Below are 14,628 nucleotides of genomic sequence, written 5' to 3'. Positions count from 1 at the left end.
GCTCATAAGGATTTTTTACACAACACCTAAAACTCATTCACAGTTTTTTGTGCTATTTATATTTTTATTTATGGAGTTGTTTCTATATTTACTTCAAAAGTATTGGATGACTTAGTTATTGAATCTATTGTCACCTTAGCTATATACTTTCCAGTTGCAGGTGCATTAAGATCTACATTAAACTTTCCTTCAGTATCTAATCCAACACTTGTTTTACTAACTACTGGATTTATTAAGTCCACATTTTTAAATAGCTCAACCTTTATATCTTTATTGCTACTGTTACCATAATCAACTTGACCTGTTATATTTACCTTTCCTGTTTTATCAGCACTTGTTGAAAGATTAAAAATTACAGGATTTTTAGGTTTTACACTACAAGCAATATCTAATTTACTTGACACTGTATAGACAGTAGCTGTATTAGTATTTGATGTTAATAAATCATCTTTGCCTGTCCACTGATAAACAAATTCACTTATTCCAGAAATTCCGCTTATCATGGAAGGTGTTATTGTCATAAGTACATTATTGCCACTAAGTACTGCATCTCCAGATTTAATAACTTTATTTCTATCTGTTCCTTCTACCCTATTATTAAATTCTGTTAAAGTTATTTTACTTTTACTACTATCTATAGAGTTTGTACCACTCAAAGCAAAATTAAATGTATAGTACTCTAAAACTTCAGAATTTGATGATTTATTGCTTACTTCAATTTTAATACCTGTATTTTTTCCATTTACAAATATATTGTAATATCCACTTTCTATCCTTTTAGTTTTTATAGTACCTAAACTCACATTATCTCCTGATACTATATTTCCAAAACTTCCATTTTCAAATTTCTTTAAGGTTATTGTTCCAATCCCATCATAAAGATTTCCATCCTTATTAATCTTTATTATTCCTTCAAAACCTTCTTTTAATGAACTTTCTGCATTTGTTAATGTATTTGTAGTACTAGTTATTTGTGATAATGTTGAAGTCGAATTTTGTTCAATCTTTATAGCACTCATAACTGCTGATACATAACTTTTCCAGCTTTCTTCTGTATAATCTGTATCTTTCTTTTTCCAAGTAGTACGATCTGCTTCCATGGCATTATCCAATGCTTTTTTTAATGCTTCTTTTGCATTTTTTAAATTTTCTTCTACTTCTGAATTAGCATCATCAGTTTTCTTTATATTTGTTTGTTTTGTAACTGCATCATTAAATGCTTTTGAAATAGTGTTAACATCACTTATACTATACTCTAAAGGTTTATAAACTGACTTAGCAACTTCTATTGTATATTTATTGGTAGATTCAATTAACTTTGAATACCCATCAATATTTAATCCAATAGAAATTAAATAACGACTATTAGGATTATCAGGACTAAATAATTCCCTAAGTTTTGTATAAGTTGAATCTGTAGCGTCACTCTTCATTGCCTCATTAATAGCATTTACTGACTCTAATACCGCTTGATCAACCTTATTAACATAGAAGCTTCCTGATGATTCACGTTGTAAAAATCCTATAGTAACTTTAATTTTATATGAACCTTTTTCTAATCCAGTAAAATTAGTTTTAAGATTTCCATCAGCATCTATTTCTACATCATTACCAATATTTGTTTTAAATAAAGCATTATCTTTAAACAATTCAACTTTCTTATCTTGACCGTTATATTCATATACCTTAGCAGTAACTGTAGCATTTCCCGAATTATCATTATTAGCTACACCATTTATATTAGTTATTATCAATTCATTTGGATTAACTTCACATACTAATTCTATCTTGCCATAATCCTTAATATTAGAAATAGCAATACGTGCAGATTTTTCATCCACTTTATAACTTCCATCTAATGATGAACCATCTGTTTTTTTCCATAAGTATCTAAATTCACTTGTATAGTTACTGGTAGCATCTGCACTAAGAATTAATTCATTATTCTCCTTAGCAAGTATAGGGTCTCCAGAATTAATTACTGAATATCCATCTATAGTATTTCCATATTTAGTAATAACTTTTCCTTCTATTATATCTGGTTTTTTCATTTCAAATCTTACTGTATAATAGCGTAATTCTTTATTTTCTGTTTTATCAATTACATTTATAGTTTCCCCTGTATACTTTCCATCAACTAGTATCTTATATTGACCCTTTGTTAAAGTTGCCTTATATGAACTTCCACCTGCCACTTCTGCATTTATATTACTTGATGAAGTACCTTTTTGGAAGCTTATAGTTCCCTTAAAATCAGACCAATTAATATCATTTTTATAAAGATTTATTGTGACTAAATAAGCACCTGTTAATGATTTTCTAGAAGACTCTAAATAATTTATAACATTTTCTATACTTGATAAAGACGTAGTATCAGAAAATTCAACTTCTATTGCCTTAGTTAAGGCTGAAATATAACTGGTCCAACTTTCTCTAGTATTTTTATCTTGTTCTTCTATTAATTTATTTCTTAAAGATCCATCAGAATATTGTGCATTAATAACTTTCGTTAGTTCTACTTTTGCTTCTTTTAATTTATTATCTGATTCTATTTGATTTTCTTTTTCTTTCTTTAATCTATATTGTTCAGTGACAGACAAATCAAAAACTCTAATAATTCCAATTGCTTCATTTTCGAGTTCTTTTTTATATACATTATCACTAGACGATCCTGATATATAATTATTAGAATTTAAATCATCATAAATTGCTTTTGCTACTGCTAATTGATAAGTTTGATTTTCATCTGAAGTCGAAGTTAATTTTAATTCCTTATATTTATTATGTTGAGATTCACTTACACCAATAGCTACCATAGAACTTGTAGTTAATTTATTTTTAATAGCTAATATCTTCTCATCTTCATTAGCTCCATTACTTACAGCATCATTAATGCCTTTAACTGCATTACCTAAGTCTTTATCAAACTTTTTAACATATACATTAAATTCCTTAGTTGCTGGAGTAGAATCACCTTTAGATAAAGTTGCAGCTAATTTAACTACTTCTGTTCCAACTCCATCTGGCCTATTTACCTTTCCTGTAGCAGCGTCTATTATATTTGAATCTGATGATTTCCAAGTAATAGTACTACCATGTAATCCTTTTGTAGGTAAACTTAAATCATTTGTTACTAAACTTATATCTTGTAATCTAAGTTCATTCATATCTTTTATAACATCACTATTAGCTATTTCATCTCTTGATAATATAATAAATTGTGGTGAATTAGAAGTTACTTTTCCAACTGTTATCTTTGCATAATATATTCCTTTTTCAACGCCTGTAAATGTAAATCCTATATAGCCACTTCCACCTATGTTAAGAGTTTGAGTCTTCTTAACTTCATTAGTCTCTTTGTCTATTAAATCAATGGTTGTCTCAGTTAATCCAGCATAATTACTTGCCTTAGCACTTACTTTAACATTACCAATATCTGATTCTTTTTCACCTACAGTTACTTGTATGTTATTAATAATTATTGAACCACTATTTGAAGATGAGTCTCCTGAATTAGAATCATCAGATGAATTTTCTTTAATCCATTTTGCATAAACTTTAATGTTTGATTTTATCTTAGTATCTTCTGTAAACTCTTTATCAAAGTCTTCATCTTTATACCAACCATCAAATTTATATCCACTCTTTGTAGGTTCTTTTGGTAAATCTATAGTTTTTCCTGATTTTATATTAGTTATAGCTGAAACACTACTTCCACCGTCAGTATTAAAAGTAACTTTATATCTAACTTTTATGGTTTCAACATCCTTAAAAATATCATCTTCAGAATCAGAATCATTTGATGAATCTTCTGAGTTAGAATATGGTGGTTTAGATCCATATGGTAATAAGTTATTTCCATTATCAAAAACCTTAATAGGTGCTGGAATCTTGTCTCCTATTGCATAACCTTGATCATTAAATTTATAGCTTTGACCATTTATAGATACGTTTCCTTTTTGCATAATTCCACTATTATCAAAGGCATAAATTTTGCCATATATTTCAACTATTCCTGTTTGCATTACACCATTAGAATCAGCATAATACCAACAGCCCCAGTCATTAATCCATCCAGTTCTCATTACTCCGCTATAATCAAAGTAATACCAGTTTCCATTTATATTTTTCCATCCAATTGAATTATGTCCATTTTCTATCCAATTCCAATTTCCAGAATAATCTCTTGTCCATGTTGCTGATGCCTTAACAGGTATAAATGTTATAATTGTAGTTGCTGTTAATACCGATGCTAGCACCTTCTTGAAAAGCACATTTTTCATTATTATCCTCCATATGTAAATTTTTTATATAAAATATTACTATCTAATATCTAAATTACTAAATAGTAATATTTTATAATATAATAATAACAAACTTTACCTGTTATTTGAAGGACATCCTAGTAAAAAACCTACACATCCACAAACAATATCTCTTAATTGAGATATTATTGAGATTTCAGCATTAGAGACTTTTATAAAGTCCCGTACTAAATATGATTATTTTCTATTCTTTAGGGGTACTCATAATATCTTTAAAATACAGTATTCTAAAAGTTATCCACATATTCTTTAGTAATATAATTTCCTAAAGAATAAAAAATTATGAGCTGCTATACTTATAATTGTTATTAACAAAATTAAGTATAACAGCCCATAAAAAACATTCAATCTATCCTGAATATTCAACAGCCATATTTCTGCCTAAAGATTTTGCCATATATAATGCTTTATCTGCTTTTTTTACACCTTCAAAAAAATCAAATTCATTTCTATTGAATTCATAAACACCAAGACTTAATGTAACACGATTATGTTTTTCATTAGTTAAGTAATAATATTTATAATTCTCTACACTTTTTCTAATTCTATCTGCAATCTTTTTAGCTTCTTCTAAATTTATATCTGGTAATAATACCAAAAATTCTTCTCCACCATATCGTCCTAAATAATCAGTATTTCTAATTTCACTTTTTATTATCGAGCTAACATCTCTTAAAACAATATCACCTATGTCATGCCCATAGTTATCATTAATTTGTTTAAAATAATCAACATCAATCATTATTATAGAAAAACTCTGTTTTGTTTCTAATGTATTATTTAATATATTTTCACCTTGAGTTAATATAACATTTCTATTAAACATTCCTGTTAATGAATCATACTTTGCAAAATATTCAACTTTATTAAATAATTTACCATTTTGAAGTGCAATTGCTATATACGAAGATAAAATTTTAAGTTCATTAGAATCATTTCTTGTGTAAGCATTTTTTCTATAACTTTGAACACTTATAACACCTATTGATTTATTCTTAATAATTATAGGAATATACAGTATTGAGTATGGAGCATTTTTGTATTTATTAATATCAAATTTTTTTACATACTTAACATATTCATCTTCAATATTGTTAATTAAAATTTCTTTTTTACTTTTAAAGCAATACACACCAAAACTATTTCTACTATCAAGAGAAATAGAACATAAATTTTTAAAGTCTCCATTTTCTATAAATAATTTATAGTCTAATGCATTTTTTTGTTCATTAAATAAAGCAATTCCAAATATATCTGTATCAATTAATTTTTTAACTTCAATATAAATAGTGTATAGTAACTTATCTATATCTAATATTGATATTATTTCTTTTCCTAATTCTGAAATCCGATCTATCTTGTTATATAATTCTCTATATACATCTGCTTTCTCTTCTAAATTTCTGTATTTAAAAATGCTAAGCCAACTACTGCCGTGTAAATCATATACTCTTTTTTCATACTTATCATAATATTTCATTGCTTCAAATGCTTCTTTATATTTTCCTAACTTTTCATATATATCACTCAGTTCTTTATAAACTTTTGATTTTAACGTAATAAAGTTTGTTTCTTCTAATAAATTAACACATTCTAAAAACTTTTCTTTTGCTAAAATATAATTTTCATTGTGTAAATTACATTGTCCCCATTTTATTAATATTTTTGCTCTTAAATAATTATCATCTTGTTTAACAATTTCCAATGATTTTTCAAATAATTTTATGGCTTTACATTCTTCATTCTTTCTATATAAAACATCTGCTATTATAGAAAGTGATTCTACCTTATACATTTTTGTTTTATTCTTATTTATCATTTTTAATGCAGATGTAGAATACTCAAATGCTCTTTCTAGGTCATTTATAAAAAGTGCACATTCTGCTAAAATGGTGCACATTAATATTTCATGTTTGAAATTAAATTCACTTTTATATACTTTAAGTTTTTTTAGTGTATTAATAGCTTCATCATAATTATAAGAATCTATATATGCATATGATATATTAAGTAATAGCACTATGGATAACTTTTTATTCCCTAATTTTCTTGCAATATCAGCTCCCCTTAATGCATTAATTATAGCTAAATCAAATTGACCTGTTTTTAAATAATCAACAAGCAGAGCATTACATGTTACACTAATACCCTCTAGTTCTTTAATTTTTTCAAAATATTCCTTTGATATTAAATGTAATTTTATTGATTTTTCAAAATTACATTCAAGTTGTTCACACCATCCTATATATATTAGACACCAATGTATTGCTAATTCATAGTTAAGCTCTTTTGAAATATCCAAAACATATTCCATAACTCTCTTCACATAATGTGGATCATGTTCAATAGTCTGAACTGCAAACTCTCTAAAATAGTCTATATAACTTTCATTCTTCATAAAAACCTTAATGTGCTCTTGTAATTCAGGAAACTTCATAAACAGTTAACCTCCATGTCAAATCATTAAGTCAATACATAAGTCAGTTAAAATTTACTGAGCCATCTTTATTAAAATTATAAGTATATCCATCTATTGTTTTAGTAGCTGTATTCATTGTTCCATCTTCATTTAAGTAATAATATTTATCATCTTTATATAACCATTCTGTTCTCATTGTACCAATATAATTTATATAATACCAATTACTTCTATAAAATAACCATTCTCCGCTTTTCATACTTCCATTAGCGTTAAAATAGTACCATTCATTTTCATTGTTAAACCATCCTACTGCCATTTGTCCATTATCTTTTAGAAAATATCTATTATTATTATATGTTATCCAACCGATAATCATTTCACCATTGCTGTTTAAAACATACCAATTACCTCTATCACAAATCCAACCTGTTTGCATAGCCCCAATTGAATCTAAGAAATACCACTTATCCTTATATTGAATCCAACCTGTTTTCATTGTTCCATCATGATCAAAATAATACCATTCATTATCCTCTAAAAGCCAGCCTGTTTGTCGTTCCCCATCAATGGATGTGTGATACCACTCATCATCAATATAAAGCCAGCCTGTCCTCATATTTCCCCTTTCATTAAAGTAAAAATAGTTATTATATTTTGTATCAAAAAACCATTTATCTTTTATAGGTTCTCCTAATGAATCATTATATCTCCATCTTCCATTTACCATTACCCATTGATTAGGTTTTACAACTGAATTTATAGAATTAGATACATCTGGAGATATAGGAATACCTACATACATATCTAAATCATATTCCTTAAATCTATTTGTTTCAGGATCAATAACTTTAATTTTAATTTCATATTTCCCAATTCCACTAAATCTTATTCTAATAAGATTGGGATAATCAAGTTCAGTCCCATTAACAATTACCTTATAGTTTTTATCCTTTGTTATAGCTTTAAGAACAACTTTAGATGTATCATCATCAATTTCAATATTATACGAATTTCTATATTTCTTAAAACCAATATTACTTGAATCAATATTTATATCATCTAGTAAATAGTTGCATTCATTTCCACCTCTATAAATATACAATGTATATTTGGCTGTTGTAGCACTATTATTATCTTTAACTTCTATTTCAATTTTATTTTTTCCAATTTCTAAAGGTACTAATTTTCTATATTTATCATCCCTTGTTATAATCTCTCCATTAATTTTAACTGTATCCTTATAATCTTCTGGTCTAGCTCTCACTACTATTTCTTCAAGTGATTTATCAACATCTAAAATATACGAATACTTTTTCCTAGAAAAATCAATATCGTATTTGTCACTTAAATATATATTATCTAAATATACTTTACTAGCTGCGTATACTTTTTTATTAGTTAAATTCAGATATTTCGACGGTTCAAACACTGAAAATATACCAATAAATAAAAACGACATAATAACATTTCTAAAAAATTTCTTCAAACTAATCTCACCATCCCTCTAAATACTTGAGTACTTTTTATTTTACCATTTTAAACATTGATAGTAAATTAACATTAGCTTAAGATAATATTAATGTTTAGAAATTATGGTGTGTTTTAGTATCATGTTGATATATTCATAAGCAAAGTGGACTGAGTAATTGAACTTAGGAATACTAAAATGAGTATAGTCCCATTTTAGCTTGCTCCCAATGTAAAATTGAGACAAGCAGTAAATGTAACAATACTCATTAAGAATTCTCAAAGTTCAATTACAATGTCACTTTGCCTATTGCATATATCAACACACATTAAAAAAACAGCTAAAAATCAAATAAACATTTAAAATCCACTCTAAATTGAGAAAAAGGAAGGTCACATCTCTCTCTATGTGACCTTCCTTTTTCTCTCTCTAATAATTAACGATATAATTGAAAATTTAATATAATTATATCATATTTTTTCCAGCATTCAATAGATTTTAGAAATATTCGTTTACAAATTACATTTTTAATAAATATTTTACATAATATTTGTAATATTATCCAAACACAAAGATGCCTTAAAGAAATTTTTATTTCTCCAAGGCATTTTTATCTTAAATAATATTAAATTTTATACTCTAATAATTAAATATTATTACAAAATGTATTTCTAATACTTAACACATTGTATTATCTTATCCAAGCACCGCTTGATCCTAATCTATATCCACCAACATTTGTATTCTTAAGCATTTTTCCTGATCCATCACAGTAGTACCATGTACCATTGTCATTCACCCAACCAGTTTGCATTGCTCCTGATAGTGGATTCAAATAATACCATTGTCCGCTTACATAAGCCCATCCACTTTGCATTTGTCCACTATATTCATTTAAATAGTACCAAGTGCCTCTATCATTTAACCAGCCTTTTTTCATAGTTCCATCAGCTTCGAAATGATACCATGCTCCAGAATTTCTATCTATGAACCATGCATTCTTAATAGGGTTTCCTAATGAGTCATTATACATTAAGTTTCCATTAACAGTTACCCATTGATTTGGTCTAGCAGTTACATTTGTATTATTATTTGAATTATTGTTATTCTTATCATCGTCTTTATCTTCATCTTTATCAGAAGATGATCCTCTGTTGATGATTAGTGTATAAATTCTTTCATTTTTATCATCATCTTTAATTCTTATTTTGATTTCATTTTTACCTTTATTTAAAGTGACTTTCTTTTCATAATCATCATCGTCATCAACTGTACTTCCATCGATTTTTACTGTATACTCATCATCTTCTGGTTCAGCAATGATTTTAACTGATGTTTTATCTTCATTAACATCTACAGTATAAGTAGTTTTACTATTTTTTAAGCTAATATCTTTTCCATTAACTTCAAGATTATCTAAGTAGATATCATCATAATCATCATCGTCGTCATCATCATCTTTATCTGTATCACGTAGAACCTTTATTGTATATGTCTTGTTATTGCTCTCATTATTCTCTTCCCAAACTTTTACTTTTATTGTAGTAGAAGATGAACTTACAGATATTTTTTCATCTGCCTTAAATTTCTTTGAACTCTTTTTTATTTCAAATTCATATCCATCCTCAACTTCTGGTTGTATATATACCTTACTACCAGATTTTATATTTACATAATATTCATCGTCACCTGGATCAAAATCAACCTTATCTTTACTCTTACATTTTTTATCATCATATAACTGTAAATCTCCACCAGATGATTTACCAACTTGTAAATCTTTTAATTTAGCTTTTCCTGCAGTTTCTGTTGTAGCTGCATTAGCTTCAGTTGTAAATAGGCTTGTATATTTTACAGGACCAACTGCAGTAAATGCTGCTACAGTAAGTAATGACGCTATTGCTCTTTTGAATATTTTGTTCATTTAACCATTCCTCCCTTATATGTTGTATATTTTACCACGACAATGATAACAAGTAAATTAATTTAAGCTTAAGATATTCTTAATTCTTTTTTCATAACTTAAACTCATTAATAAATACAATTTAAAAACAAATTTTGGGTACTTTTTTATTATCTTCCTATCCAAGCACCATCTTTTCCTAATATATACCCATTTATTGTAACATTAGATAACATCATTCCTGATGAACTAAAATAATAATACTTTCCATTGTCTACAATCCAACCATTGCTCTTCATTACACCCGTATTTCTATTGATAAAGTACCAATTTGATCCACTTTGTAACCACCCTGTATGCATTGATCCATTGCTATTTAAATAGTACCAGTCACTTCCAGAAAGCAACCACCCTATTTTCATAGAACCATCATCATCTAAATAATACCATAGCTCTCCATCTTTTAACCAACCTGTTTTCATATATCCATTTTGATCTAAGTAATACCATTTTCCTGAAGATTTATCACTATGCCATCTATTCTTAAGAACATTTCCATTTGAGTCATTATATTGCCATTTTCCACTATTATTTACCCATTGATCACATTTCTTATTAGTATCTGATGGTGTACTAGGTTTAACTGTATTAGAATCCTGATTATTATTATTTGTATTGTTGCTTGTTGATTGATTACCAGAAGTAGATGTTACCCCTCTAGTAATATTTAAAGTATAGGTTCTCTTATTATCATCGTCATCTACTATATTTATCTTAATAGTGTTTTTTCCTTTTTTAAGATCTACTTCTTTTTTATACTTATCACCATCGTCAACTGTGTCACCATCAATTTCAACTGTGTAATCATCATCTTCTGGGATAGCCTTAATTTTAATAGACTCTACTGATTCAGCCACATTTATATCATAAGAAGTCTTTTTCTCACTAAAATTTATGTCGCCATCACTTAAAGTTATATCCTTTAAATAAATATTATCAGACTTACTATCCTCATCATCAGAACTAGATCTATTTTTTACATATATCTTATAAGTTCTTGCTACATCTTCTTCAACATCATCCTCATCAAATTCTCCATCTTCATATATTCTTACATAAAGAGTAGTTGTTCCTGAACCAACTTTAATTTCTTCTCCAAGGTCATATGCCTTATCCTTATTTCCTTTAAATACATATGCCTCATAATCTCCATCGACATCCGCATCAATAGTCACAGAATTTGTACTACCTGAAATCTTAACATAATATGTCTTTGTATTAAACTTAAAATCAACTTCATCAGAATCCTTACAACTTGAAGAACTATACAGTTGTAACTCCTTTGAACTTGAACCTTTGCATACAACAAGATCATCAAATTCATCTTTACTTATACTACTTGATGCATAAGCATTTGCCACTCCTAAATTAATATATTTTGCTGGAACAATAGTTGTAAATGCACTTACTACAAGAGTAGCTGCGATTATATGTTTTAATCTTTTATTCATAATTCAATCCCCCTCAATAATCTTTTCCATAATTATCCTTTTGAACTATTATACCAAAAAAAGTGGTGACAGTCACCATTTACCTGTTAGTGACTGTCACCAGTTTCAATTAAGCTTCATCTAACACCTGTAAATCCAACGCATTACAGTCTCACCCATTCACAAAAGTAACTGTCACTATTTCAAAAAGTGCCTGTCAACAGTATGTAAGCATCATCCAATATTAAATTAATTCACCAGAAGACTCAAAGTAATACCACTTTCCATCATCCAATACTCTTTCATTCATCATTTTCCCTAACAAATTAAAATAATACCATTGTCCATTAATACTTCTCCAGCCAGTAACCATTTCTCCGTTTGACTCAAAATAATACCATTGATCTCCTTTATTTAGCCATCCTGTAACCATATTTCCATACGTATCTAAAAAATACCACTTATCATTAAATGTATCATGGTACCATTCCTCTCTAATTGGATTCCCCATATAATTATTATATTGCCATAACCCATTTACAAGTACCCATTGATTTTTCTTAGTATCATTTGAAACTTTATTATCAAATTTGCTTAATGAATTATTTTGATTTTTAACCTCATCATCTTTAGATTCTTCTAAATTCAATAATGAATCATCATTAATCTTATCTGATGAATTTTTATTATCATCTAATGATTTCTTAACTGTTAATTTATATTCTTTTTTTACATTCTTATCATCATCTGCATCAGATTTTGAATCATAAGTTTTTATATAAATTTTTGTAATTCCATCAGATAATAAAATATCTTTTCCTTTATAGTTCTTTTTTCCATCATTCTTGTATATTGCATAATCTGCTGCATCAGTAGATGTATCTATTCTAATGGAATCAATATTACTATCTACCTTAACACAATAATTTTCCTTAGATTTTTTATTAAAATTAGTCTTTTTCCATTCACTATCTAGTAAATCCACTTCATCTCCACTTTTAGCTTCAAATACACCTAATTTTTTAAGTAAATAATCATCTTTTGTAGATGCATACACCTTTTCATTATTAAAAATTTTATAATTTGCCGGTAATACCGAAGAAAATGCTCCAATAACAAGTGTTATTGCAATAATTCTTTTTATTTTTTTATTCATATTTTATCGCCCTCTCTTATAATGTATATACTTAGTTTATTTCCCATAATAATCTTATATATTAATACATTATACAATAAATAGTTATAAATTCATAATTAAAAATAGAATTATCATTTTAGAAAATTCTCATACTAATAAACTTGCTTTAATCCCTATAAATATATTGTATTATTTCACCGTTCATTCAGATTTAAAACATAAAAGTTATTGTCACCATTTATCCAAATATAAAAAAGTGACAGTCACAACATATAGTAACTGCCACAAAATGGTAAATATTATAATTGTAAACTTCCATCTGAATTAAAGTGATATTTTGTTCCATCTATATATCTTGAACTAGTAATCATTTCTCCATTTAAATTAAAGTAATACCATTTTCCATCTACTGATAACCATTCATTCTTCTTCATTTTTCCACTATCATCTAAATATAACCATTTATTTTTATGATATACCCATCCTGTTTGCATTGCTCCAGCAGAATCTGAATAATACCAACTACCTTCATTTCTAAACCAACCTGAATACATTTTACCAGTTGATTTAAAGCAATACCATTTTCCATTAATACATTCCCAATCGGTTGCTGCTACTCCACTATCTTTTAAATAGTACCATTCTTGATCATCATATATCCACTTTGATGTTTCTATATATCCAGTAATTTCATTAAAGTAATATCTCTCATCTCTATTTACAGAATACCATCCTTTAGCTACTGTTCCATCAGCTTTTAAGTAACATGAATTTGCTCCATCTTGAGCCCACTGTGATTTTCTAACTTCACCTTTTTCATCAAGACAATATATTTTATCTCCATCTTTTATCCATTGACTATAAAGCTTATAACCTTTTTTAGGTGAGAAATAGCATCTCTTTCCGTCAACAATTTGCCAGCCTGTTTCCATAGCTCCATCAACTCTATTAAAATAATAATTTTTACCGTCTATTTCATGAACACCTCTATATTTAATGCCATCTTCATCATAGTAATAAACATATCCATCATGTTTGTCCCAGCCTTCATCTTTGTTTATTTTATCAAAGAAGTCATCAGTACTATCATCTAGATCATCAAATAAATCAGTTATAGAATTTGAAATTTTATCCACAGAATCAGCTATATCATCTAAAGCGTCAGTAATAGTACCACTAATATTTCCTATTACACCTTTAATCTTATCTATTAATTCATTTACAATAGTACTATCTAAATTAGTTGCATCTACATATATAGGCGATTTTCCTGTTTGAAGTAATAATGCTTCTACGCCTCCTCCAACAACAAATCCCTTGCCAATAACTGTTTGTCCATCAGTTCCTATTGCAGCATATTTATATATCGGAATATTTTTACATGTTGTTTGTAATACTGGTACAAGTTGTGTAAGTATTACCTTAGTTGTAGCTTTAACTGCATCATCATATCCAGGATCACCGTCATGCAATCCTTTTGCTTCAATTATTTGTTTTGCCTTCTTTTCAGCAATTGGAGTTGCTATTTTAGTTGCTTCACTAGTAGTTAATGTTATATTTAAAGTTTTTACTGGTTCTGGAATTACTTTAACTGCTAAACATCCTAAATACTCTTTTTTTAGCTCCTCTTGTAATGCACCTATTATTTCTTGTTCTGTAGGCATCCCTTCTTTTGTTGTAGCTGCATAAGCAGTAACATTTCCTTTAAATACATCTTTAGGTGCTATAGCTACTACAGAAGTTGCAACAAGCACTAATGCCATTATTTTCTTAATTCTTTTTATCATCGTTCTTCCCCCTTGATAATGTTACAATTAAAAAATTTATTATAATAATTTCTAATTTATGTACTGTATATAACACTAATAATTATATACTCTAT

7 protein-coding genes are annotated in these 14,628 nt (G+C 27.6%); all 7 read right to left on the bottom strand.

All coding sequences use genetic code 11. The features are described from left to right. Positions 1 to 68 precede the first annotated feature (68 nt). Positions 69 to 4,283 carry an InlB B-repeat-containing protein gene (locus RYM86_RS14075; RefSeq protein ID WP_315081262.1) on the bottom strand — a complete coding sequence of 1,405 codons (4,215 nt, stop codon included), beginning with the start codon at positions 4,281 to 4,283 and terminating at the stop codon, positions 69 to 71. 391 nt (positions 4,284 to 4,674) lie between these two features. Then, positions 4,675 to 6,762, bottom strand: coding sequence for a GGDEF domain-containing protein (locus tag RYM86_RS14070; RefSeq protein ID WP_315081261.1), 2,088 nt, complete (start codon positions 6,760 to 6,762; stop codon positions 4,675 to 4,677). 43 nt (positions 6,763 to 6,805) lie between these two features. After that, positions 6,806 to 8,239: a cadherin-like beta sandwich domain-containing protein gene (locus RYM86_RS14065; RefSeq protein WP_399547822.1), complete on the bottom strand. Its 1,434-nt coding sequence runs from the start codon at positions 8,237 to 8,239 to the stop codon at positions 6,806 to 6,808. 667 nt (positions 8,240 to 8,906) lie between these two features. Continuing rightward, complete coding sequence (locus RYM86_RS14060) at positions 8,907 to 10,139, bottom strand: cadherin-like beta sandwich domain-containing protein (RefSeq protein ID WP_315081259.1); 1,233 nt, start codon at positions 10,137 to 10,139, stop codon at positions 8,907 to 8,909. Between the two features lie 149 nt (positions 10,140 to 10,288). Then, positions 10,289 to 11,629 carry a cadherin-like beta sandwich domain-containing protein gene (locus RYM86_RS14055; RefSeq protein ID WP_315081257.1) on the bottom strand — a complete coding sequence of 447 codons (1,341 nt, stop codon included), beginning with the start codon at positions 11,627 to 11,629 and terminating at the stop codon, positions 10,289 to 10,291. Positions 11,630 to 11,852: 223 nt separating this feature from the next. After that, a complete protein-coding gene (locus RYM86_RS14050) occupies positions 11,853 to 12,764 on the bottom strand; it encodes a cadherin-like beta sandwich domain-containing protein (protein WP_315081255.1) in 912 nt (303 codons plus the stop codon). Positions 12,765 to 13,045: 281 nt separating this feature from the next. Then, on the bottom strand, positions 13,046 to 14,533 hold the full coding sequence (locus RYM86_RS14045; protein ID WP_315081254.1) for an N-acetylmuramoyl-L-alanine amidase family protein: 1,488 nt from the start codon (positions 14,531 to 14,533) through the stop codon (positions 13,046 to 13,048). Positions 14,534 to 14,628 lie beyond the last annotated feature (95 nt).

It is taken from the genome of uncultured Clostridium sp. (genome assembly GCF_963527835.1).
In the GTDB taxonomy this organism is placed as follows: domain Bacteria; phylum Bacillota; class Clostridia; order Clostridiales; family Clostridiaceae; genus Clostridium.
The sequence above is the reverse complement of the archived record's forward strand: the minus strand, read 5'-3'. Positions and strand labels throughout refer to the sequence as shown.

Coding starts and splice junctions, on each gene's coding strand:
- RYM86_RS14075 (WP_315081262.1), bottom strand. CDS start 4,283: ATGAAAAATGTGCTTTTCAAGAAGGTGCTAGCATCGGTATTAACAGCA.
- RYM86_RS14070 (WP_315081261.1), bottom strand. CDS start 6,762: ATGAAGTTTCCTGAATTACAAGAGCACATTAAGGTTTTTATGAAGAAT.
- RYM86_RS14060 (WP_315081259.1), bottom strand. CDS start 10,139: ATGAACAAAATATTCAAAAGAGCAATAGCGTCATTACTTACTGTAGCA.
- RYM86_RS14055 (WP_315081257.1), bottom strand. CDS start 11,629: ATGAATAAAAGATTAAAACATATAATCGCAGCTACTCTTGTAGTAAGT.
- RYM86_RS14050 (WP_315081255.1), bottom strand. CDS start 12,764: ATGAATAAAAAAATAAAAAGAATTATTGCAATAACACTTGTTATTGGA.
- RYM86_RS14045 (WP_315081254.1), bottom strand. CDS start 14,533: ATGATAAAAAGAATTAAGAAAATAATGGCATTAGTGCTTGTTGCAACT.